At 43.9% G+C, this 24,418-nt stretch carries 18 protein-coding genes; 1 reads left to right on the forward strand and 17 read right to left on the reverse strand.

The genetic code is table 11. The features are described 5' to 3' along the window. Window positions 1–7: 7 nt before the first annotated feature. The 11 genes from DS742_RS05925 to DS742_RS05975 form a co-directional block, all read right to left on the reverse strand. The gene (locus tag DS742_RS05925) at window positions 8–400 is read right to left on the reverse strand and encodes a hypothetical protein (protein ID WP_117416082.1); all 393 of its coding nucleotides are present in this window, start codon (window positions 398–400) and stop codon (window positions 8–10) included. Further along, window positions 390–8,192, reverse strand: coding sequence for a helicase-like domain-containing protein (locus DS742_RS29400; RefSeq protein WP_117416083.1), 7,803 nt, complete (start codon window positions 8,190–8,192; stop codon window positions 390–392). Before DS742_RS29400 ends, DS742_RS05925 begins: the two co-directional genes overlap by 11 nt. A gap of 15 nt (window positions 8,193–8,207) precedes the next feature. Next, entirely contained in the window at window positions 8,208–8,891 is a 684-nt protein-coding gene (locus tag DS742_RS05935) for a hypothetical protein (RefSeq protein ID WP_117416084.1), read from the reverse strand. A 5-nt stretch (window positions 8,892–8,896) separates the two neighbouring features. Then, window positions 8,897–9,454 carry a hypothetical protein gene (locus DS742_RS05940; protein ID WP_117416085.1) on the reverse strand — a complete coding sequence of 186 codons (558 nt, stop codon included), beginning with the start codon at window positions 9,452–9,454 and terminating at the stop codon, window positions 8,897–8,899. Beyond that, on the reverse strand, window positions 9,432–9,665 hold the full coding sequence (locus DS742_RS05945; protein ID WP_066733305.1) for a hypothetical protein: 234 nt from the start codon (window positions 9,663–9,665) through the stop codon (window positions 9,432–9,434). The genes DS742_RS05940 and DS742_RS05945 overlap by 23 nt, the downstream gene beginning before the upstream one ends. An 89-nt stretch (window positions 9,666–9,754) precedes the next feature. Then, complete coding sequence (locus DS742_RS05950) at window positions 9,755–10,270, reverse strand: hypothetical protein (protein ID WP_242996401.1); 516 nt, start codon at window positions 10,268–10,270, stop codon at window positions 9,755–9,757. Window positions 10,271–10,279: 9 nt separating this feature from the next. Next, the gene (locus tag DS742_RS05955; protein WP_117416086.1) at window positions 10,280–10,573 is read right to left on the reverse strand and encodes an exodeoxyribonuclease VII small subunit; all 294 of its coding nucleotides are present in this window, start codon (window positions 10,571–10,573) and stop codon (window positions 10,280–10,282) included. A gap of 148 nt (window positions 10,574–10,721) precedes the next feature. Beyond that, window positions 10,722–14,972, reverse strand: a complete 4,251-nt coding sequence (locus DS742_RS05960; RefSeq protein ID WP_117416087.1) for a SpaA isopeptide-forming pilin-related protein — start codon at window positions 14,970–14,972, stop codon at window positions 10,722–10,724. 70 nt (window positions 14,973–15,042) lie between these two features. Beyond that, on the reverse strand, window positions 15,043–15,747 hold the full coding sequence (locus tag DS742_RS05965) for a hypothetical protein (protein WP_117416088.1): 705 nt from the start codon (window positions 15,745–15,747) through the stop codon (window positions 15,043–15,045). Between the two features lie 233 nt (window positions 15,748–15,980). Beyond that, window positions 15,981–16,928 (reverse strand): ParB/RepB/Spo0J family partition protein, encoded by a 948-nt coding sequence (locus DS742_RS05970; RefSeq protein WP_117416089.1) that lies wholly within the window; start codon window positions 16,926–16,928, stop codon window positions 15,981–15,983. Continuing rightward, window positions 16,885–17,709, reverse strand: coding sequence for a ParA family protein (locus tag DS742_RS05975; protein ID WP_117416090.1), 825 nt, complete (start codon window positions 17,707–17,709; stop codon window positions 16,885–16,887). The genes DS742_RS05970 and DS742_RS05975 overlap by 44 nt, the downstream gene beginning before the upstream one ends. A gap of 607 nt (window positions 17,710–18,316) precedes the next feature. Between DS742_RS05975 and DS742_RS05980 the strand changes: the two genes are divergently transcribed. Then, on the forward strand, window positions 18,317–19,045 hold the full coding sequence (locus tag DS742_RS05980; RefSeq protein ID WP_117416091.1) for a class I SAM-dependent methyltransferase: 729 nt from the start codon (window positions 18,317–18,319) through the stop codon (window positions 19,043–19,045). Between the two features lie 78 nt (window positions 19,046–19,123). Here the strand turns inward: DS742_RS05980 and DS742_RS05985 are convergent, their stop codons facing one another. From DS742_RS05985 to DS742_RS29415, 6 genes are all read right to left on the reverse strand, one after another. Next, complete coding sequence (locus DS742_RS05985) at window positions 19,124–19,303, reverse strand: hypothetical protein (protein WP_117416092.1); 180 nt, start codon at window positions 19,301–19,303, stop codon at window positions 19,124–19,126. Window positions 19,304–20,040: 737 nt separating this feature from the next. Beyond that, the gene (locus DS742_RS05995; RefSeq protein ID WP_117416094.1) at window positions 20,041–21,435 is read right to left on the reverse strand and encodes a tyrosine-type recombinase/integrase; all 1,395 of its coding nucleotides are present in this window, start codon (window positions 21,433–21,435) and stop codon (window positions 20,041–20,043) included. Window positions 21,436–21,438: 3 nt separating this feature from the next. Further along, window positions 21,439–22,404 carry a helix-turn-helix domain-containing protein gene (locus DS742_RS06000; RefSeq protein ID WP_242996402.1) on the reverse strand — a complete coding sequence of 322 codons (966 nt, stop codon included), beginning with the start codon at window positions 22,402–22,404 and terminating at the stop codon, window positions 21,439–21,441. Between the two features lie 100 nt (window positions 22,405–22,504). Beyond that, the gene (locus DS742_RS06005) at window positions 22,505–22,684 is read right to left on the reverse strand and encodes a helix-turn-helix domain-containing protein (protein WP_117416095.1); all 180 of its coding nucleotides are present in this window, start codon (window positions 22,682–22,684) and stop codon (window positions 22,505–22,507) included. A 252-nt stretch (window positions 22,685–22,936) separates the two neighbouring features. Then, a complete protein-coding gene (locus tag DS742_RS06010; RefSeq protein ID WP_117416096.1) occupies window positions 22,937–23,947 on the reverse strand; it encodes a helix-turn-helix domain-containing protein in 1,011 nt (336 codons plus the stop codon). Beyond that, window positions 23,934–24,278: a hypothetical protein gene (locus DS742_RS29415; RefSeq protein ID WP_242996403.1), complete on the reverse strand. Its 345-nt coding sequence runs from the start codon at window positions 24,276–24,278 to the stop codon at window positions 23,934–23,936. The genes DS742_RS06010 and DS742_RS29415 overlap by 14 nt, the downstream gene beginning before the upstream one ends. Window positions 24,279–24,418: the final 140 nt, after the last annotated feature.

A 24,418-nucleotide genomic window follows, 5' to 3' on the forward strand; every position in this document is an offset into this window, starting at 1 on the left:
CGCCGTTCTACATCAGCAAATCGGCAACCGCTTTCTGTATCGGTTCGTTGATACTGAGCTTTGCAATGATGATAAGTATCTTATCAACAGGGCAGCCGATGTCATTCCAAACAGTCCACGCACCTCCCGCAAGGTCATCGTTTTCATACAAGGCAATGATTTCTTCCGGCGAAAATACCGTTTCAATGCTCTGTCGAACCAACTCTCCGTAGAAAGAAAGCTTGGCATTTCTAAGTGCAAATTCTGCTTCTTTTGCGGGCGGTTTGCTTCTTTTTAACTCGTGATATGCTTTATCAAGTCTCCTGACCACAACCATCATCATTGCGTCAAAAGGGTTGATGATTGCTTTTCTGCAAGTGCAGTTTTCTCTTTCTTTGTCGGGTGTCATTTTATCGTTCATAGGTTTTCTCCTTTCGTGTGTTCGGCACTTCGCCCTCATCGGGTTCGCCGCCGACAATTTCGTTTTCTCGCTTATCCATATTGAGCAAGATATTCAGCTCGTCCAATCGGGCAAGCTTTGTCTTGAGTTCTTCCTCTTGGATAAACGGTTTTTGGACTTCTTTCTTTGCGGTTTCCAACTGATTTTTGGTGTTCTCAAGGTCGTTTTCCGCAAGCGATAAGCTCTCGGCAAATCTGTCAATACCGTTATCAAGACGGATAATATTGCCGTGTGCGTCATCGCCGAGAGGAACATTTCTGCTTGTCGCACCTTTCAGTCGAACCTCATAATTTCGCTCTGCGGTATTAAAAAGCAGCTCCGTTTCAAACCCTCGGTACTTGCCGAGAGGAATAGGGTCGGGGCTGTTCATCTGTTTGCAGGCTTCAATGATAGCTTTACCGGCGTCGGCTTTTTCGGAATAAAAAACACCCTTAACCTCCATACCGACAAAGCGGTCGTCCGTTGGTTTCGGGTGCTGTTTCGCAGTTTTTACATCTTGCTTCAAGCCTTCAATGCGGTTTTCCAAAGCCGTAATTCTCTGCGGATAATATTTGATTATCTTATCTTCCAAAGCGTATCTTTCAGAGAGAAAGTTGGATTTTAGGAGCTTCAGCTTTTGGACTTGAATATCCAAATCCATCTTCTCCTTAATATACGGATTGCCGGTGGCAAGCATTTTAATCTCTGCATAGGACAGAGCGGTTTCATCAATATCCTCGGCAGAACGCACCGGAGATTTGCTCGTCATAATCTGACTGGCGAACTTTTGCTTTCCCTCTACAAGCTGATAGAGGTATGCGTCAAAGGTCTGCTCCGTTACATAGCGGTAAATATCTACATCGGGGTTTGAGTTGCCCTGACGGATAATTCGACCGGAACGCTGCTCCAAGTCTGACGGTCTCCACGGGCAATCCACATCGTGAAGTGCGATAAGTCTGTCCTGAACATTCGTGCCGGCTCCCATCTTTTGCGTAGAACCGAGAAGCACTCTGACCTCGCCCTTACGGGTCTTTTGGAACAGTTCTTTTTTCTTCACATCGGTATCTGCTTCGTGGATAAAGCGGACTTCGCTTTCGGGAACACCACGCTCAATGAGCTTCTTTCTGATGTCGTTATACACCGAAAATGTGCCGTCGTTCTTTGGCGTTGAGAGGTCGCAGAACACAAGCTGTGCCGATTTTTTATCAGCTGTTTCCTCCCAAATACGGTAGATGTTATCGACGCAGGCGTTGATTTTACTGCCCTCAAAATCAGGCAGCATATCGTTGAGCATACGCTGGTCAAGTGCCAACTTTCTGCCGTCGTTTGTGATTTTGAGCATATTATCTACACTCGAATCCACACCGCCGCCACGAACTTTCTCGGCTCGTTCCGCAAGGGAAGCAACCATTTCTTTCTGCATTTCCGACGGCTTGACCGCAACATTGTGGAAGTGTGCTTCCGGCACAGGCAGCTCCAGCATATCAGCCGTCTTAATGTCGGCGACCTCCTTAAACATCGCCATAAGCTCCGGAAGGTTGTAGAATTTTGCAAAGCGGGTTTTTGCTCTGTAACCAGTTCCCTCCGGGGTAAGTTCAACGGCTGTTACAGTTTCTCCAAAGGTACTTGCCCACGAGTCGAAGTGTTGCAAATTGTTTTTTACAAGCGTGTTGTACTGCAAGTATCGCTGAATGGTATAGAGTTCCACCATACTGTTTGAGATAGGCGTACCCGTTGCGAACACAGTTCCTCGTCCGCCTGTAAGCTCGTCAAGGTATCGGCATTTCATAAAGAGGTCGGAGGATTTCTGAGCTTCCGTCTGAGCGATACCGCCCACATTACGCATTTTGGTGTAGAGATAGAGGTTCTTGTAATAATGGCTTTCGTCAATAAAGAGCCTGTCCACACCAAGTTCTTCAAAGGTAACAACATCGTCCTTGCGGCTTTGGTCGTTGAGCTTTTCCAGCTTTTGTTTCACGGACTTTTTAGACTTTTCAAGCTGTTTAATGGAGAAATTTTCTCCACGGTTTCGCTTCAAATCCATAATACCGTCTGTCAGTTCTTCAAGCTGCTGCTCAAGAATTGCCCTTTGTCTTTCAATGGACATCGGTATTTTTTCAAACTGAGAATGACCGATAATCACTGCGTCATAATCTCCCGTAGCAATTCGACCGCAGAACTTTTTACGGTTCTTCGTCTCAAAATCTCGTTTTGTTGCCACGAGAATATTCGCCGCCGGATAGAGCTGCAAAAACTCCGCCGCCCATTGTTCGGTTAAGTGATTCGGGACTACGAACAGCGACTTATTGCAAAGTCCAAGTCGTTTGGACTCCATAGCGGCGGCTACCATTTCAAAGGTCTTGCCCGCACCGACTGCGTGTGCCAACAGCGTATTGCCGCCGTACAGAATGTGTGCAACCGCATTTTTCTGATGTTCACGGAGTTCGATTTCCGGGTTCATACCGTTGAAAACAATGTGGCTTCCGTCGTACTCACGGGGTCTTATGCTGTTGAACTTTTCGTTATACATCTTCGTGAGTTTTTCTCGGCGGGTAGGGTCAGCCCATATCCAGTCCTGAAAGCCCTGCTTTATAAGTTCCTGCTTTGCCTGTGCGATTGCCGTCTCCTTTTTATTGAGAACGGCTTTCTTTCTGCCCTCGTCATCTTCGATATAATCAAAGATACGGACATCTTTCAGGTTCAGCGTTTCCTCAATTATCTTATAGGCATTGATACGGGAAGTACCGTATGTGCTGTACGCCTTTACATTGGAACGGTCATAGCTCTTTCCCTCAATGTTCCATTCTCCGGTAAACTGAGAGTAGTGAACCTTGATATTCCACTGTGCATAGCGTGGGGTGTCGAGAAACTCAAACATAAACTGTTGGAAAATTTCAGGCGGAATCCAAGTCGCACCGAGCCTTACGGAAATCTCGCTTGCTGTCAAATCCTTTGGCTGCACCTTTTCAAGTGCCTGTACATTGACGGTATAATCTTCGGGATACAGTGCCGCAGACCTTTTGGCGGTTGCCAGTTTCTCACGAACATTGCCTGACAGATATTCGTCTGCCATCAGGTACTTCGGCTCATAAGAATTGCCGTACTCATAAAGGGGATTTAAGAAGATTACACCGTTTAAGTCAGCGAATAATTCTTCCTCGCTTTTGCCGGACAACTCCATCATATATTCCATATCAATGGCTGCTTTTTCACCCATAGAGACAGCGAGAGCTTCGTCTGCGGTGTCAACCTCTGTTACCGGCTTGTGCGGTTTAATCGTCCTTTTGAAGAACATATCCGCCTTGCGTTCCAGTTCGCCATCTTCGTTGATGACCTCAAGAGCAGACAGCAAAGCATAGGAGCTGTCATCTGAAAAGGCAGAAGTATTGGCACGGCTGTTAATCAGTCCGTACTTCTTTGTAAAACTGTCATACAGAGTGTTCAGCTTATCCTGTGCCTGTTTGATTTCGCTGTCGGGGTAATCCTCGGTTTGCAGTTCAATCAGGTTGCGGACGCAATCTCTTATCCCAATCATACCCTTAATACGGTTCTCGGCGGTTGCCGATACCTCCACCGGGGACATACGGGAGTTCTCTCGGAAATAGATTTTATCGTCCAAAACCGTGTATGAGAAGTTCCTTACCGTAGGGTCTGCCGGTATAGAATTATCTTCTTCCTCCAACTCGTCGGCAACTTCGTATTCGGAGATTTCTCCGTGAATGTTTGAAACAGCTTCGTTCAGAAGCTCCGAAAGGTCGGCGTTTTCAAACGGCTCACAGGTTGCTTCCGGTCCGAAGCGACCGCTTACCATTTTCATTTCGCCGAGTATCATTTCCGGGTGCTGAACGAAATATGAGTTCATCCTTATACCGTTTTCGTCGGCGTCAAGATGAACCCAATCCGGCTCAATATCTATGAGCCTGTCTCGCTTTTGCAGAAACAGAATATCGGATACGACCTCTGTTCCGGCATTGCCTTTGAAGGTGTCATTCGGAAGTCTGATTGCTCCGAGTAGTTCCGCCCTCTGTGCGATATATTTACGCACATTGGAGTTTTCCTTGTCCATAGTTCCTTTACTTGTCACAAGAGCCATCACGCCGCCGGGGCGTAATTTATCAAGCGATTTTGCAAAGAAATAATCGTGAATGAGAAAGTTGTACTTGTCGTATCGTTTGTCGGAGACTTTGAAGTCTCCGAAAGGCACATTGCCGATAACGCCGTCAAAGAAGCTGTCAGGGACATTTACTTCCTCAAAGCCCTGTGCCGCAATGGAAGATTTCTGATAAAGCTGCTGTGCGATACCGGCTGAAATGGTATCAAGCTCCACTCCGTAAACCTTTGCGTTTTCCATTGACTTAGGCAGCATACCGATGAAGTTACCGATACCGCAGGACGGCTCAAGCAGGTTGCCCTCCTGAAATCCCATCTGTTCCAACACCTTGTAAATGGCGGTAGATACTTCGGGCGGAGTGTAAAAGGCGGTCAAGGTGCTTTCCCTTGCCGACGCATATTCCTCCGGCGTTAGGATATTTTTCAGCATTGCATACTCGGTATGCCAAGCTCCTGCTCGTTCGTCAAAGGCTTCGGGAATACCGCCCCAACCGACATATCTCGACAAGATTTTCTGCTCATCGGGTGTCGCAAAACGGTTTTCGCTTTGACAATCTTTCAAGACCTTAATCGCCGCATAGTTCCTGTGAAAACGCTCTTTTTTGTTCACTTCCTCAACCTGATTATTGGCAAGGTCAAAGTTGTGTCGCTCCGACATCGGAATATCCGGGTGGAGGTCAAAGCTCTTTACCTTTGACTTTTTCTTTTGCTCCCAAGCGGGTACAATCGGTTCAGGTTCTTTCTCTCGGTTGTCCTTAACTTCAACGCCGTTGTGTTCGGATAAAACCTTAAAGTCATCAAGCAAGTCAGGTCTGATACCAAGCACAGAGCCGTCATCTTCGAATATAAAGGCTTCATCAACAAGGAAATGATAAAACTCTGCACCGTGCCATTCGTTATCGTTATCTCTTGCAACAAGACCGTTTTCATCATAGCTGAGTTCAATGTCGTCAATCTTTAATCTGCCAAGCACGGAATAAAGAATTTCTGTTTCTCGGTCATAAACCGGGACTTCTGTTGCCGCAGCCACAAGGCTCTGCATTGTCGCTTTGGTGCAGCCTGTGAAATCAGGCTGTTCCGAAAACTGACTTTCTGCGTCCTCAAACCATTCGGAACCTACATCGGCAAGCTCCTGATTTGCAATACTGCCGAGGTAATCAAAGAAGTCCTCAGCCGACTCATACTCCCGTGCAGCTTCCTGTATCTCGTCAAAAGAAAGCGTATTTGTAACATACTGACCTCCGGCATTGCTGTCGGGGTTATAGTACATCCAAGTTACACTTTCATTGTCCCGGTCGATAAAGAAGGCGTCGTCATAACCGGTTTTCGGACTGAAATCCTGTAAGGTTTCGATATCGTTTTGAGCTTCATTTTCGCCTGTAACGGCTTTTTCTTCCGTCGGTAATACACTGACCTTCAAGTGGTCGTTCATCGGATTTTCTCGCACTTTACGGTCAAATTCTTCCCTTGAAAGCTCCTTGTTGAATAGGGGCATATCAAAGTCATAGAGCATTACACGGTTTTCGTCAAAGGACAAAATCTCATACTGCGAAGCCCCGATATATACGCTGTCGCCGAGGTGATATTCATACTGTGCTTCCGGCTCGTCCTCTTTGTTTTTAGGCTCAGGCGGTGCGGTAGAGAGTATCTCTCGATTTTTTCTCTGCTCTGCAAGCTCTGCTCGCCGTTCTTCCTGCTTTTCAAGCCATTCCGGGTACTTTTCTTTTTCCTTTGGATTTAAGTATCTGTCCATACGGATAAGGTCTCCGATACGCTTTTCCACCTGAGACCAAGAAAGTGTAATGTGCGGCTTGTCGCTTCCGATACCTTTTGAAATTGTGATACCTTTTCCGTCGTGCTGTTCGTCAATGCCCGTACCGATGATGACCGGATAAGAGCCACCCCACCCGTATTCGTTTTTCAAGAAGTCGGCGTTTTCTTTTGCGGAAAGGCTCTTTTCAAACTGCTCATAGATACGCATTTTGCCCTCGGAAACTCCGCTTCCACGAGTCAGTACAGCGTCTATGACTTCCTGAGAAAAAGTAAAGGCAGAGGTTTTTTGTTCCTCTGCCTGATTGCCCATTATGAGAGTCAACTGACCGTCCATAGACGGAAGCGGTTTCATTGTATCGGTCAATTCTCCCAAAAGTCTCATTGCTTCAAAATGCTGTGCGATAACACCCCAGTCATAGAAGCTCTGAGCGGTTCTGTTTTCGTATTCGCCCTCCCACAAGTGGAGGACATTCTGAAATGTTTTATACCCCACAAGCCTGCCGTCTCTTAAAGTAAGCTGGGTGTAATCGTTGTTGAAGATACCCTTGATATATTCGGTACGGGTCGCTTTGTCCGTTTTTCTCTCATAGAAGTCTTTGATTTCTTCCTTTGAAGCGGACAAATGCGGGGTAGTGCCGAGTATTTCTCGGATAGTATCATCGCCACCGAAAAACGGCAGGCTCTTGTCCTCGTTGTTTCTGTCGTAATACTCTAAGCGAATACTACCTGATTCTTCACGATTTCCTGTGCCGAGTTCCTGATGTTGTTCATCAGGCGAACCCATTTCATCATATCTTCCGCTTTCATCTGCTCTGTCAGCCCGGCTTTCTCTGCCATCTGCTTCACGAGAGTTTCCTCCAGTTCGCTCGCTCTCTGCTGAACCTCCGCCAAGTGACTGTTCAGAATCCCTTTCGTCAGAAGATTGTAGTACTGGATTTTGTGATGCTCCTTCAGATAAGTTCTCCTCATCTGCGACCATCTGCCGAGAGTCACTTCCGTCTGCTCCGGCAGTTTCAGGTTCGGAAGATTGTAATCTCCCACCATCGTGTATGTGATTTCGCTCATTGCTTTGACTCCTTTCGTCTTTGATGTCTTTATTGTATTCGGATTGCTCCTGTTCATCAATTATGCGATTTTCCTTGCTGAGCGTGCTGATTGTTCTGCTGACAGGGAGCAACGCCATTTCAGCAATGTCGCTTGTAGCAATGCCCACCGCATTGAGAACTTCCTGTGAATTAAAGCTTGAAATACCGGCAAAGTCACCGGGAGAATATACCTTGTCTGCGTCCAGTCCCAATCGAGCCATAACCATATATGACACGCTGTTTCTGACAAGTTCCAAATACAAGGCGTTTGCTTCGTCGGCAGACAAATACTCAATATCGCTGCCTGCACCCAAACTCATAAAGTCGGAGATATAGTCTGCGATGTTGTCCTCGACGGCATTGGCTATGCTCTCTTTGACGACATTTTCAATACTCGTTGTATCGTTTACCGCACCGAAAGTATTTTCAAGCGTTTCAATAACCTCTGCTTCATATTCGGGTCTCATCTCCCAAATCGGAACAGGGCGGGAATATCGGCTTTCGTGGGTATCCGATATATCAAAGTAGTGAATCAGTCTTTGACGGCTTCTGTCTGCGTCCTCAAATACGGCAATACCTTTTGCCCCTCGGTTTACCCAGCGACCGAAAGTGCCGTTCCATCGTTCGATTTCAAGCACGGCTGTTGCGTCGGGTCTTTGGGCATAAATAAGAAGCTGTTCATCAAATCGGAGCCTGAAATTTCTGCCCGCTGTTTTCAGAAACGATTGCCAGTTTACCGGGTTGTCTGTAACCGCAAAACAGGTTCTTTCATATAGCTCCGAAATCAGGTCGAATTTTCTTGCCACCTCGTCTGCACCTCCTTATCGTGATTTTTCTTTGTCCTTTGCAGGCTTTGTATTTTCTTTTGCGGCTGGTTCTACGGTATGACCGTTTCTCTCGCAAAGCTCGGCAAATTCGCAGATGTGGTAGAGATTTGTGCCGACCTCCAAATGGTAGTCATCAATATATCTGCAAGTCCTCTCCATTGTTTTGCCGTCGCCGAGCTTGATTGAAATTTTCTCTCCGTCCGCAATGCGAAACTGCTCCTGATAGTGCGGGTCGATAAATCGGATACCACGCTCAGCATTTTTTAAGTGGCTGTTCAGCCACTCTTTCTGATAGCAATAGCAGTACAGATTGTACTCGCCCCTGTTGGGGTTAAACCTCATAAGATAGCTGTACTTTTCCGTATCAAGACGAATGCCGTAGTGGTTGCGGTCGTCATTAAAGGAACTGTCGGGAGTGGAATAACAGTAAGAGGACATAGCCTTTCTGCCGGACAAAACATCGCCTTCACGCAATCCGTTTATCACATCGTCAAATTCAGCCTTAAATTCCTCGGTTTTCAGGTCTTTCCTGAAATCGTTCCAAGACGTCCAAAACTCGTTCCCGGCAGAACCGAAGTCGGCTCGCAAATATCCGATAAGACCGGTCTGCATAGAGAGCTGCTGACTTTGGCTAAAGGTGTATTTACGCTCTGCTTCGGTCAATACTCTGTAATCCATTTTCATCACCTCGCTTGTTCGTTAGGTTGTCTTTGCTTTGGAATAGAAAAGCCATATACTCCGGCAATATCATCGCCGAGCCTTTTGGTAACTCGTGTGATGTCGGCTCTTGTGGCTTTTCTGTTATAGATTTTATCTTGCAGATTTTCAATCTGTGTATCGGTAACACCGTCTTTGAATACACGGTAAAGATAATGGTTTGTGCCGTCGTGATGAACGGCGTCGGCTCGAAGGTCGCCGTACTTGTCCACATACCATTCGGTGTAATCGGTGTCGGAATAAAGGCAGTCCTTAATGTTGCCTGAATCAATCATCTTGTATCCCGACACTCTGCCGTTCCATCTGCCGAGGTCGCCGATAACAATAATCGGCTGTGAAAGCTGAATATCAAGATTTACTCGTTCATCATATAGGTTTTCGGCATTGGATTTTACCATAATGTCGTACAGTTCATCTTCGGGGTAGTTAGGGTACAATTCTTCTAACGACTCTCGCCAATCATCAAGGTCAAGGTTAAGGTCACTCCAAATGATATGGCGGTCATTCTGTTCCTGCCTGCTCATCAGTGCCACCTCCCAAATAAGAGAACAGCTTATTGGCTTTGGTCTGCTTCTGAAGCTCGATAATCAGGCTCATATCCGGAATAGTGATACCGGGAATTTTCAAAATGCTCTCCATATCAAGCTGCTGCAATTTCTTTTCCGTATTGCAGCCTGCGTCAAACAGTTTTGTCAGAAGCTTTGTTTTCTGCTGAAAAGTGAAATTCTCCTTCATTGCTTTGTCCTCCTTATCGTTCTTTGTCTTTATTTCGCTTTTTGTGCGAAAGCTCTTGTGCCTTTTCCTTTGCCCATTCAGGCAGACACTCAGGCTTTACCTCGCCCATTACATCCATTCTTTCGTATCGGGTTGACTTTCCGGTGAAGATTTGTGCAAAACACGGCACTTCCACGGCTGTTCGCAGACGCACCGAAACCGCCCGTAACATAATAGAGTTGTCTGTCAGCTCTCTGAAATTCGGGTTTTAATACCTTGGGGTCAATGGCAATGATTTTGCCGTTGATGTCTTTGGAATAGTGGTCGGGGATACAGTCGGCTTCCGTTATGAGCGTGATTGGAATATCCAGTTTTTCGACCTGTTCCTTGAAAAGCTCCGCTTCATTTGCCACACGGCTACCGAAAAGGTGTACGATTTCGATATAGTCATCACTTACCATACATTCCGAACACAGTTCAAACAGGTCGTTTCGTTCCACAAAGCCACACAAAAATTTATCACCGTTTGTGCTTTGCTCGTTGGAAGCCAAGATAACTTCCTTTTCGCCCACATTGACCGAGCAAAGAACAGTGTATTCACCGATTTTTCTTTTTTCCTCGTTCATATCCACACCTCAGCTCACTTCAATCACAATTCTGATGTTTCCGCAGTCGCAACCGCCACACTGCCTTGACAGTTCGGGAAACAGGGATTGCACCCTCTGTCTTGCTCTGCGGATAGTCTCAAAGCACGGTAAGCCGTACCCTTTATAGTTGTTGACTATATCCTCAAGCGGCAAATCGCCGACTTTCATATAGCTGTATCGGTTGTAATAGCAAAGGATAAGCTGCATATCGTCATACCTTGTTTCGGGGCATTCCCTAAGTATTGCAAGCACCTTGCTGTCAACCGTCTTTAGCTTGTTCATAATGCACCTCCGTAAAAGAACTGTGGGCGAAGTTTTCACTCCGCCCACATAAGCATTCCTTATTTCTTTCTGTTCTTAATCTGCAAGAAGATAAAGCCGCCGATAATAAAGGCGACCAATACAACTGCTACGATTGTTTTAGCGTCCATTACTCATTGTCCTCCTTCTTCTTTTTTCTGTACGCAACAATGGCTGTGCCTACAATGCCGAGGGCAGAAAGCCCCGCAAGTGCAGTCCACAAGCCGACATTGCTGTTATCTCCGGTCTTTGGCGTGTCTCTCAGTTCATTGTGCATTTCCACAACGGTAGTAGAGCTAACCTTTACGGTTGCAATCTTATCCGCAGGAAGCACATAGGAAGCAGAGACAGAATCCTGAACCTCGGAAATGGTGTAATCTCCGATACGAAGTCCCTCGATAATGATTTCGCCGTTCTTATCGGTCGTGAAGCTACGGTCGTAACCGTTTACTCCCGTTACTCTGAAAGTGAAGCCTTCAACTTTACCGTCAGAGGAAGTCTTAACGATTTTCAGGTTTCCTTTCATTGCCGTGTTAATAAAGCCGGCGCCGGCTTTGTTTTCTACCTCGTATGTGGTTTCATCTTTTTCAATGAAAACAGAGTACACACCCTTATCAAGTTCAAAGCCTTCCGGTGCTTTGGTTTCTCTTACAAGGTATTTTCCGTAAAGAAGCTCCTTCATCTCGTAAATACCCGTAGTTGTTTCAGTAAGCGTACCGATAAGCTCGTCACCGTCGTCCAGTTTACCGTCGCCGTTCACATCTTTGTAAACCTCAAAGGTTGCACCTGTCAGCTTGTTATCCGGGTAATCTTCATCAACCTTAGTCAACTTGATATTGCCGTGAACATACTCATTGACGATTTCAACCTCAATGACCTGACCGACCTCGGAGATTTTAACTTCATAAGAAGTTTCATCAAGCACAAAACCCTTCGGCTGCTCAATTTCTCTTACAAGCCAGTTGCCATACGGTACTTTCTCAAAAGAAAAACTACCGTCTTTTTCAGAGGTAGCAGTCATCAAAGCATTTTCTTTTGTAAATTCTGTTTCATCAACCTTAAACAGTCCGATAACTGCTCCTCCGAGTTCTTCGCCGTTTTCGGTAATCTTCTTACCGGAGACAGAACCGTAGATGAGCTTGTTTTCAATCGGCTTGCCCTCATTGACTGCAATCTCAACTGTTTCGGTATCCTGTCCCGCATAGCTGAAAGTAAACGGATACTTACTGTCGGAAAGGATATAATGCTCGTCGGTGGCAAGCTCCTTTACATAGTAGCTTCCGAAAGGAAGGTCGGTTTTGATAACAGCCTTGCCGTTCTCGGAAAGAGAGATAATCTCAATCAGACCGTCTGCCGGGATAGAAGTACCGCTTACTGAAACAAGTTCCTCAGCAGCGAAAAGTCCGAAGCTGATATTCTTCACTTCATCGCCGTTGCCGATATTGAAGATGTCGTTCTTTTCGATAGCCTTTTCAAGACTTACCGTAACCTTTTGTCTCTCGTTTACAAAGCTAGTTGCCGTTTCGGTCACGGCGACTTCCTGACCTGCGTAGGTAAGCTCGACCTCGTGTGCTTCCTTGTTAATAACCATACCCTCCGGTGCGGTGATTTCAACTACCGTATATCTGCCAAGGTAAAGTTCCTTACTCTTGGCAAGTCCGTTTTCATATGTGGTAACAGTATCTACAACCTCACCCTTTGCATAACGGAGTGTTCCGTCAGGAGTGATAATATCTTCTGCTGCGGTAATCTCATAAACCGCACCTGCAAGACCTTTCACTTCATAGACAGGCTGATAAATCACATCGGCGTTTTCCTCTCCGGAGATATTTACCCCTGAGAATACCTCGCCGATCTTTTCAATGCTGACAGTACCTTTCTGTGCCATATTTGGCTTATCGACCTTAATCACGGTAATACCACCCTCATCGGAAGAATGTTCCTCTGCCACATCAAAGTACACCGGTGTGCTGTCAAGCACATATCCGTAAGGAGCCTGAACCTCAACAAGGGAATATCCCTTGCCATATTCCAGTTTCTCCGGTGTAACAAGCTGTCCGTTTGCGTCGGTGTAGAAAGTATCAATCGTTGTCGGGGTAGGATAAGTAAAGGTCATTGTTACCTGATTACCATTAGGGTCAAAGATTTTGAAGCCTGCACCGGCATACGGAATGTTTTTACCGCTTTCTGCGTCCACCTTGACAACCTTGATATAGCTTTCAAAGTTTGCGTTGTTGATAAGATAGCGGTAGGTCTGTCCGTTTTGAGCAATGAACACATCAAAGTCTTTCATAAGCTCACGACCTTCCCAGCCTGCGGTCTGATGAACGGTATATACACCATACGGCATATTCTTTGTCTGACCGAAGCCGTTTTCATCACAGACAATGACATCTCTTTCATCTTCTTCTGCTGCGTCAAAACTGCCGGAAGATTTGAGATAGATTTCAAAAGTTGCTCCGTTTTCGGGTGTTTCAATCTGAGTGTCTCCGTTATCGGTATGCTTGATGATAGCGATATTGCCTTTCATAACCTGTTCGGTAACATCATTTGCTGTCTGATTGTGTTCCACCGTATAAAGCTGCGGTTCTGCACCGACCTTATGGATTGTGGTATCAAGCAGATAGCCCTCGGACGGAGTGATTTCACGGATTGTCCAGTCGTCATCACAGATATATTCCTTTGTGGTAAATTGACCGTTCTTATCCGTTACATACTTGTCCACAAGGGTTTCGCCTTTATAGATACCGTAAACTGCTCCGGCAAGGGTAGCGTCGCCCTGCGGTGTTCCTTCCTCACGGTCGCTCTTTGTTACAGTGACGGAAAACTTTTTGAGAATGTTCGTAAAATTGCGGGTTGTAACATCTTTCCAGTTAATCGGTGCGGTCTGATTTTCAGGCACAACATAACGGATAGCCGTATCCACTTCTTCAACAGTGTAAGGGGTAGTACCGCTAATAAGCACATCATTGAAAGAAGCAACACCGTTCTTATCTGTTACGGCATACTCATCTACGGCAATGCCCGAAAGTGAAGTGCCGTAAAGGTGGAAGGTAACGCCTTCTACAAGATTATCCTCGGAGGATTTGATTACCTGAAGATTACCTCTCTTGAGAACATTATTGAAATTGACCTTGGACACCTGACCAGCAACAACAGTTACTCTGTGAATTTCCTGCGGTACATATTTGTCAATAGACTGCTCTGTGACCGTGTAAACACCGGGCATAAGGTTATCAAGCTGGAACTTACCGCCGTTTGCAGTCGTTACAGTCTGATTGACGCCGTTACCGCTGATGGTAAACTGAATGCCGTCAACCTTTCCGTCCTCACTTGTCTTTACAATCTGACAAGAGCCGTAGCTGACCTTCATTTTGACAAAGCCGCTGACAGGGTCGCTGACCTCCTGAGCATAAGTGACCACATCTTGAATACCGTTGCCATTCTGATGGATACCATCAGACCATACAACTACACCTCTGCGGACACCGTTTTTCTTTGCGGCTGTGATGGTAAATTCCTTGCTCGGAGCTTTATCCATAGAAACAGTCAATTTGTTTCCACTGACAGAGAACGAAACACCGTCAATACTTGCCGAGAAGTTGTAGTTGCCAAGCACACCGTTTGTGTCGGTGAGAGTAGCAACATACTTACTTCCGTTCCATTCAAGCTCGTGTACCTTTGCAGAACCGCTTGACCTTGTGCAGAAGCTCGGCACTTTGGTGTGATTCTGAACACTTGTTACCATACTGTTGTAGTAAGACAAGATTTTACTGCGGAGTGGGTGTGCAGAGCTTACACATTCAAGCACAGCGTTATACCCGCCGGTAGAAACGTGATTAAATCTTGCGTCTCTTTCACCGACAATCGTTTCCCAAATCAAAATCTGAGTGGCATAAGCGTGTGCGATACAGTTTGCGTCGCTTTCGTTCTGCGACTTCCAGCTTGTCGAAATACCTCCACGATAGCCGTACTGCAAGATACGACCGATAAGCAGGCGAATATCATCGCCGGAAATAGTACCGTTCGGACTGATATTATTGAAGAAGTTCTCGTCCTTTTCAGTAAGAGTATCTCCAGTCCGCTGACCTGTACCCGGTTCAATACAGTAGGCGATATTACCCGAATACGAACCCATTGCACGAAGTCCCGTGTATTTCGTGGACAAGCCTTTCCAACCGTTCATATAGTTGAGATTGCCGTGTCCCCATTCGCCGTTGTTATTGGTATCTCCGCTTCGGGGATAATCGACAAGGTACACATCGGCTTTTTCTCCAACGGCTGCAAAGGCTGTCGTTGCCCCAATGCCCATAAAAGCAGTAAGGCTCATAACCGCCGCTAACACAAGCGAGACGGCTTTCTTGAATTTTGTTTTAACCATTGCGTTTTCCTCCTTGAAATGCAAAAACGCACCGATTTAACTCAGTGCGTCTGCTTAAAATTATTTTGTTTTAGCAGTAGCCGATATAGATGTTGTACTCCGTATCGGATAGCTTTTCTGTCCATATCCACACAGCGGTAAAGCCTTCGCTGTTCTTGTATCGGTTCAGTCTGCTTTCAATATCAGACTTGATACCGCTTCGGTTAGGATTTGCGGATATGGGATTGTCCCAACATTCTGTCGCCGTGCTGTCAAGAGAAAGCCCTATGCTTACCGCATACTCTTTTGCGTAACTTACATAAGGGCTGACATCGAATGTCTGCTTGGGCGGCTCTGTCGGTTTCGGTTCTGCCGGCTTCTCAGTCGGCTTTTCAACCGGCTTTTGTTCGGCAGTTGTCTGTTCTTTTGGCTGCTCCGTTTGTTTTTCAGGTTCAGCCTGCGTGGTTGTCTGCTTTGGTGGTTCAGCCTTTGGCTTTTCAGTTACAGGAGTTTCAGCCGGTTTTTCTTCCGCCGGTTTTGTCTGAACCGTCGTAACCGTTTGACTTTCAGCGGTTGACTGGCTTTCTTCTGCCGTAATCGGTGTTTCTTCCTGAACTGTCGTGATTTCCAGTTCTTCTGCCGTATCTTCCTGAGAGTTTGTTTCAGCATTACCAGCCGGAAAAGAAGTCTCTGTTTTCGTAATCTCCTGTGCAGCTTCTTTGGCTGTGTTACCGGTACAACCTACGAGAAAAATCATCAGGCAGGCAAGAACACAAGGTATCAGCCTGTTTTTCATATCCATCGCTCCTTTCTGCCTTAATCGTACTCAATCAGGTAAAAAACATCAAAGGTGCGAATAGCTGAACTTTTTATCGTAGCAGACATTTTGCTTTTGCTCCAAATGTGCGAACCCTTTTATAGACAGCTATATGTTATTAGAGATAGATATACTCAAGGGAGATAGAGTATATTTTTCAGCAGGTAAATAGCCGGTATATATAGGGGTTAGAGTGTGAGAAAGGGGGAAGGCTATCGGCTGTCACGGTCGGCTCTGCTTCGCAGAAACTTGTTGTAATGCTCCAATGCCTTGCACACAAAATCCTCCGTTTGGCTTATGGGAATATTTTTCGGGATAAGCTGTCGAACCCTGTCGCCCCTCAAAACAATTTTCTCCCTTTGGTTTGGTTTTTCCTCCGACATAATCGCTTGGATTGCTTCGGTTGTGAGCTTGCCCTCCTCAAAGAACTTTCGCATACGGATTGTTTGGTCGTGGGACGGAGTTGCGTCGTTCAGGTCGATTTCATCAACCACATCACGCTGACTGTCCTCATCGAGAAAAGACAGTTCAACCGCCGGTCGCATTTTAATTCGCCCCTCGTCAACATATTCCAAAAGTTCAGGAACAAGGTTTGTAAGGCGAATATATCTCTGAATTTGCGTATTACTGTCTTGACCTTCTGCCGCTAACAGTTCTCTTGATTTACCCACCAAAGAATCGTGTCCCACTGGGACACCATTTTCTTTACTCGGTCTGCCTGCTTGCCTTTTCATTGCTTCCAAACGCATTTTGTAGGCATAGGCTTTTTCAGAGGGAAGTATCTGCGACCTTTGGTAGTTGCTCTCAACCATTAAAATTGTGGCTTCGTCTCGGTTCAGTTCAACGACTTCACAACGGAGCGTATCAAACCCGGCAAGCTCACAGGCTCGCTTTCGTCTGTGTCCTGAAATGAGTTCGTATCTGCCGTCCTCTTTCTGCCTTACCGTCGCCGGAGTAATAACCCCTCGTTCCTTAATACTCTCAATGAGCTGTGCCATATCCTCGTCATCACGCACCTTAAAAGGGTGGTCGGGGAAATCGTCAATTTCAGCCAAGGGAATATCTCGGATTTTTGAAAGCTTTTCTTCATCTCTCTGTTCCTGCGTTGAGAATAAGTCATCGAGCTTCGTGAGAGTGAAGTCGCTCTTTCTTCCTGCCATCGGCTAACACCTCCTTTGTAAATTCGGTGTATGCCTTTGACACCGTGCTGCCCGGTTCATAGGCAAAAATGCTCTTGCCTTTGGAAGAAGTCTCTGCGGCTTTTACGGCAATCGGGATATATGTTCGATACATCTTGATTTGACTTCCGAAGTTCTCTCTCAGAGCTTCCACCGTGCTTTTGGCGAGGTTGGTACGGCTATCCACCAAAGTGAGAAGCATACCGTCAATCTCTAAGTTCGGATTGATACGCTTCTTTACTCGTGAAATGGTCTGTACGAGCTGCGTCATACCCTTTGCCGGTAAATACTGAGCCTGAACAGGAATAATAACGCTGTCTGCCGCAGATAGAGCATTGATTGTAACCATTCCGAGAGAAGGCATACAATCTATAAGGATATAGTCGTATTTGTCCTTCACTTCGCTGAGATAATTTCTCAATGCCGTTTCTCTGCTCATTGCGTTGACAAGGTTAAACTCCATTGCTGAAAGCTCAAGGTTTGCCGGAACAAGGTCAACACCTTCGTCGTGGTGCAGAATACCGACCGTAGGGTCATTCATCGTTTCGTTTATGACATCTGTGAGTTTCGTTGCAAGCGTGATACCCAAGTTATCCGTATCCTGCCAACCGAGACAGGTGGTTAAGTCGCCCTGTGGGTCTGCGTCAATGAGCAATACTTTCTTTCCCTGCATTGCAAGACCGACACCGAGGTTTACCGTAGTGGTCGTCTTTCCAACTCCGCCTTTTTGATTGCATATCGCAATCGTTTTGCAGTTCGACACTTTGTGCGTCCTCCTTTCGTAAAATTCATAGCCATCGCAGTATGGCTATGTACTTGACCGGCTCATTTCCTAACCGGTCGGGCAATATTTGTTCTCAACACCCCTTGCCAAGCAAAAAGCTCACGGGAAGTCACTAAGGAACAGACTGCTAATCTGTATCATAGGAATTTCACCTCTGCCGGGTACTCCGCCAGCTCCGTAGAGAAGTATCATTATCCTTCTGACTGTCATCGCCGTAACAGGGGCAACCTATTACTTATACCGGGAATTCTCGCTGTTCTGCAATGCAGAAGTCTCGGCGTACCCGATAAGGTGGCTAAAATCATCAGAAATAAAGTCTTAGTGAATGACTTATTCAGTTGTCAAAGTACAAGTGAAAGGCTTCCATTTTCGTGGTTCGGAATTAACCCCTTCACTTGTTTGAAATGGGAGAGCGTTTTTGGGGGGTGTTTTTTCAAAATTTCTTGAAAAAATTTTTTTGCAAACAAAAAAGCCGTCTTTCTCACTGTTATCAGCGAAAAAGACGGCGGGTAGAAATATTCATAATTTTGATGTATAATGGAGAATCAAGAGTAAGACAAACCGGAAGTTGTGGAGGTAATTATCAATGAGAAATATTTACGATAATAGTGAATTTTTTGCCGCATATGCGGAAATGGGAAGAAGCAAAGATGGTCTGAAAGCTGCTGGAGAGTGGCATCAGTTGCAACCGTTATTCCCTAAATTACAGGGAAAAAAAGTTTTGGATTTAGGATGTGGTTACGGTTGGCATTGCAAATATGCCGCACAAATGGGAGCTACTGAAATTCTTGGTATTGATAGTAGTCAAAAAATGATTGCAAAAGCAGTGGCTGATAACTCTGATGACAAAATCAAGTATAAAGTTTGCGGTGTTGAAGAATACATTTATCCTGAAAATACTTATGACCTAGTTGTTTCTAACCTGGTACTGCACTATATCGAAAATTTAGCTAATGTTTATCAAAAGGTGTATTGCACATTAAAAGTAGGTGGGTATTTCCTATTCAATATTGAACATCCGACTTTCACCGCAGGTGTTAATGAGGATTGGATTTATGATGAAAATGGGAAACCTAAATATTGGCCAATCGACAATTACTATTACACAGGCGAAAGAGAAACCAATTTTCTTGGTCAACGAGTAATTAAACAGCACCACACATTAACGCAGATATTGAATCCACTTATAAAATGTGGTTTTCAAATTGAGGCTATTGAGGAAGCAATGCCTCCGGCAGATATGATGGGTATGCCGGGAATGTGTAATGAAATGCGTAGACCTATGATGTTGTTGGTTATGGTTAAAAAGGTTTAATAAACAACTTTCAGTTTGTCGGAGTGACGGTATATAATCAAAGACCGCTTACATAGTGTAGGCGGTCTCTTTTTTTGCTTATCTATATTTGATTTTAAGTTTTCTTTTCTTGGCTGAAATTACCATACAGAGAACATCGTCAACACCATCGGTGTATCTGCCTTGTGCTATCAGGCTGTTCTTCAAACGGATAAGTGATTGCATCACTCTCCTGTATTCGTCATCGGAAAGATATAAATGATATTTCTGTTCTTTCAAAACAACCACCTCCTGTTACCGCAATTATATTATAGGAAAGGGGATAGAGATAGTTTGCGATTTCTGCGTGACCAATCATAAATGAACAAATTAACAGGGTAACAACCGCCTTGTTCATTAGCAAGAATTTTGCTCGTTTTTTTGTCCCATTAGCAGAGAGGGCATTTTCATTAGCAAAATGGCGAAAATCCTGCTAATTTTTATTAGCAAACCGTACACCTGAAAGGCGGACGACATTAGTCCTAATTTCCATTAGCTGACGGAGAATTTGCTAATGAAAATCTGTGAATTTTACGATTTTTCTCTTTTTCTGTAAAAATGAAAAAACGCCGGAAACCCTTGATTTTACTTAAGTTTCCGGCGGAGTTTTTGGCGTTCCCGAGGTGATTCGAACACCCGACCTACCGCTTAGGAGCACCACGCTACGGTGTCAAACACAGTTAAGCGAAGTGCTCCTAAGTCAAGTAAAATCAAGGCTTTTTTCGGTTCCGAATCCCGTCCGAGACAATCCTTGTTATTCTTTGTTATTAGCTGTACACCCCATTTTGTTAGCAAACCTTTGGCATTTGCCACCATTTGGGGAATGTTCACGAGAAAGTTCGAAAGCATAAATATCGATCACCGGAAACCTCTGACAAAACGGAAATGGTGAAACAATATTCAATTTTTCGAATCATTCTTTTTACAGATTTATTATACTACAAGAATACTAATTTGTTAAGAACTTTCGTCCACAACTATTTCTGCATACTCTTTGCAAGAGAGGATAGAAGAGCAGCCATTTCAGGATTAGATAATACTTTTGATAGCAGCTCGGCATCCACCCCGTCCGGTACCTGCACTGTATTAGCTGCTTGTGCTTCATGCAGCTGCGGATCTAAGTTCTTTTTATTATAGAAAGCATCTTCAAATAATTCCGCATTTCTTCTTCTGTCATCATCTATGATATGAGAATAAACATCTGTGATCATATTGACCTGAGCATGACCGGAATCCCCCTGAACAGCTTTGATATCTCCGCCATTGAGTTTTAATTTGTAAGTAACACTGGTATGTCTTATACTGTGAAACACAACAGGGGGAAGATCGTGTTCTTCAATCAGCTTTTTTAATCCCTTTCTCACAAAAGATCCACTGACAGGAAGTCCATAAGAAGTAGCCATGATCAGTCCATAATCCTGATATTCTTCCCCCAGAACTTCTTTGATTTCCTTCTGAGAGTTTTTCCAGTCTATGAGCATCATTGCCACACTCTTTGGTAAGAAGATTTTTCTTACGCTACTATCAGTTTTTGGAGTTTTTAAGATACGAACGGTTTTGCAACGTTTGCTTTCTTCCGGAAAAATCAATAATACATCTTTTCCATCTAATTCCTTAACAGCTTCTTTTGAAACACGCTGCAGCTCCTTATTCACATATATGTAGGCTCTTCCTTCTTGGATTGCTTCCGGAGAGATATCTACACAATCCCATGTAAGACCCAGCAGTTCACCAATACGAAGTGATCCGGCAAATGCCAAATTCAATGCAAGTTTTGTAAATTCATCATCACATACTTCGATTGCGTACATTAATTGTTCTGCTGTCCAGATTTCTCTTTTCTTTGCTTTATGCTTTGGAACTGTCGCATGGATACAAGGATTCTTTTCCATAAGCTCCCATTTTACAGCTTGATCAAAAGCACTGCGAAGAAGCTTATGGATATCTCGAATAGTACTTGTGCCTACCGTTTCATTTAATCTTTTTCCAAAGATCGGATTGATTACTGCAGGTGTTTTCAGCAGTGTTTGGTAATACTTCTCCATAAATCGGGTATTGATTTCTGACAGTTTGGTATCTCCAATAATAGGGATAATATAATTCCGAATCAAGCCTACATTACCTTCATATGTAGATAGTGCCCATTTATCTTTTCCATATAATACGATATACTCTTCAATCAGTTCTTTGAGCAGCTTGCATTTTGGAACAGAGATGATTCCCATCTCAGCTCGGTATTCAATCTCTTTCGCTCTTTTCTTTGCCTCTGCCTTCGTGTCATATGTTTCCCATTTCTGTCTGCGTTTCCCCTCATTGTCATTGTAATGGTAAATCACGCAAAACTTATTACCTCTTTTTTTAATTGATGCCATGTATTATTTCGCCTCCATATTCTCTCTGTAATTTAACCAATCTTCAAATTCTGCTCTAGGTATTCGAACCAACTCTCCAATTTTTAAAATTTTGTAATGCCCTTTATTTGCCCAATAATCAATGGTCGGCTTTGACACTTTCGCAAGCATAGCAGCTTCTGCTCTGGTCAAATAGTTTTTATTTCCATTTCCTCTTCGAACACCGGACTTGAAGAGATTCTTTCTTCTGAAATCTGCCAGTGCCATATTTTCTTCTGCGGCAACTTCTGTATATTCATTGCGGGCATCCAAGTGATATCGATCCTGTCCGTCTAAAAATCTCTGAAAGCTTTCTTTCGTAATTCTTTTCTTATCTGCAATTACCACAAAATCAAAGAACTCTTTATAATTGGGATTATTCAAAATGGAATAAACGGTACTTCGTGTAGTCCCAAGTAATCGTGCCATTTCCGGCATCGTAATTGTTGCAGCTTCTGCAGCCAAATCTTTTTCACGATCAGCTCTGGTTCGGTAACGTGACTGGCTGGCATACCATTTATCAAATGCTTCTTTGGGAATACGCTTCCAATAATCCACCGTAACAGTTTCAATATTTTCACGTTTTAAGATGTCGTATAAGACACTGTCTGTGACACCAAGTTCCTGTGCTAACTCCTGTGGGGAATAAGACCATGCTTTCAATTCTTTCCCCGGTTCATCGCCATTTACTTTTTTGTATTTCACCTGATTGGCATACCATTTTTCAAAGCTGGCAATATCAATCCAAGTCTTTCCCAATACAACTTTTGTTTTGAAAAATCCTTTATGAAGCAGCCAGTAGCGATCCGTCTTCTTTATTCCAAGCAGATCACCCATTTCATGGACCGTCATGATTGTTCGTTCTTCTGATTCTTTTCTTTGATAAAGACTATTCTTTGCAATCTCATTTGCGACTTCATGAAATTCTGCATCCATCTGTTCACTGATCACAAGCCATATCCCCCTTTCTGTTTCATGTAATATAACGCATTTTGCGAAATAATTTTAGTCTGTCAATGATGGTAAAATCATTTCGACCACAAAGAGAGCTTTACTCAGATTCTTCATTTTCATCAAGCCAGGCATCAAAGCTTTTCTTAGAAATTCTGTATTTGCCTCCAACTAAAATCCAACGAAATTCATTCTTCTTCAAAAGATCATAAACAGATGGTCTGCTCACTCCTAAAATTTCCTGTAAATCTTTCGCTGTATAACATCTTTTTTCTGACATCGTTCATTACCTCTTTCTTTCATATAGAAGGAGAGTACTTACTCCTCTATATATCCCAATCTGGAAAGAAGCTTATACAACATGTCTTAGTAAATATTTGTCAAAATAAGAAAATGGCAAAAAGAAAACCTCCGTATGGAACTGAATCATACGAAGGCATCTTGAAATACTTGTTTTATTTAGTTTTTATCATATCGAAAAACTGAAATTTCTGGATGAGTATAATATGCGGAAAATAAACTTAACTCCATCTTAAATATAGTGCTGAGTTTCACTGCCATTCTTTAACACCATTTTCACCACACCAAGCAATGCTGCAAACAAAACACTTGCAACCGGCCATACAATCCATGTAATATCCCAGCTCATCGTCCAGAAGCTCCATGCAAGGTAAATCGCTGTAGTCAAGCACCAATATACACCAGAAAACGTGTCAGTCTTTTTCTTAAACAATTTTTCTTCTTTTGTATATTCGCCTTCCTGAAGAAGGGTATCGTAACTGCTTTTTACCATCCCAACACGAACCAACAGATTCACTCCTATTGCAAGTATGAATAGCAGTAATCCAACGGAAAGACCACAGTAATAGTCAGACGTTTCCAGGGATCCGGCAATAATTGTCGGAATCACTGCCAGTATACAAAGCACTACCCAAACAGCTGTTCCTCTGATAAAAATCGGTTCATAGGAATCTTTTTTTTCTCGTACTATTCCAGATACACCATACTCTGTTTCAAAGCACTCTTTTTCAAAATGTTCCATATGTGATTCTCGCATTCCATATGTAATAAACAAAAAGACGGCTGCCGCAACCATTCCAAGCAAAAAAACACATCCAAATACTGTTGCCAGAGATTCCGAAACATGAAATACGCCATCTTCTGCCATTGTCACAAGAACAATCAATAATATTGGACTTGAGATACACATACTTGTTGCGTTTGCCACTACTTTGGATCCATTTCTTTTCATGTCAAGAAATTCATTTGCATTCTCCATAGTTACTTTTTTCAACGGTTCTGCATAGCTTTCAGTACTTTCGTGATAGGTGATATTTTCTGCTTTCATTTCATCTTTTAATAGGTAATCTGTACTAACACAAAATAGCTCCGACATCTGTAAAATTCTTTGCAAATCTGGAACAGCTCCTGCACTTTCCCACTTAGATACTGCCTGTCTGGATGCGCCCAACTGATTGGCTAGTTCTTCCTGTGACCATCCATTCTTTTTTCTTTCCTCTGTAATCTTATCAGCTAAAATCATTTTTTTCTCCTTTTGCAGATTTTATGAGCTCAATATAACCGTTTTGCTGTTTGCATTCCACCATTTCAGGCTGTAAATCTGTCAACCAGCAGTTGCAAATCACAAAAGGACTCGATGAATCCCTATTTTCCAGCAATACAAGCAGGAAATTATTTATCATCTGTATTGTTTTCCTTTTTCTTATGAGTCGAACCCAAGCAAAGAAATGAATAACCAAGACAAAAACCGGATGAAGCTTAAATTTGATGATCAGCACCAATAGAACTACGATTCCGACCGCCGCAGCGATCATCAGTCTCATTGGATCTGCCACAAAAGTTGTTTCTTCCATTTTTCCTTTGAATTCATCTGATGTATTTACCATGTATTCTATTCATCAAAAATGCAATACTGTAATTTTCTCTAAATTTTTGTATCTGTTTTTGTACATTTTAGCATTTTGACATTGAACCCGAAACACATTATCATAGG

The sequence above is a fragment of the Lacrimispora amygdalina genome, assembly GCF_003432035.1.
In the GTDB taxonomy this organism is placed as follows: domain Bacteria; phylum Bacillota; class Clostridia; order Lachnospirales; family Lachnospiraceae; genus Lacrimispora; species Lacrimispora amygdalina.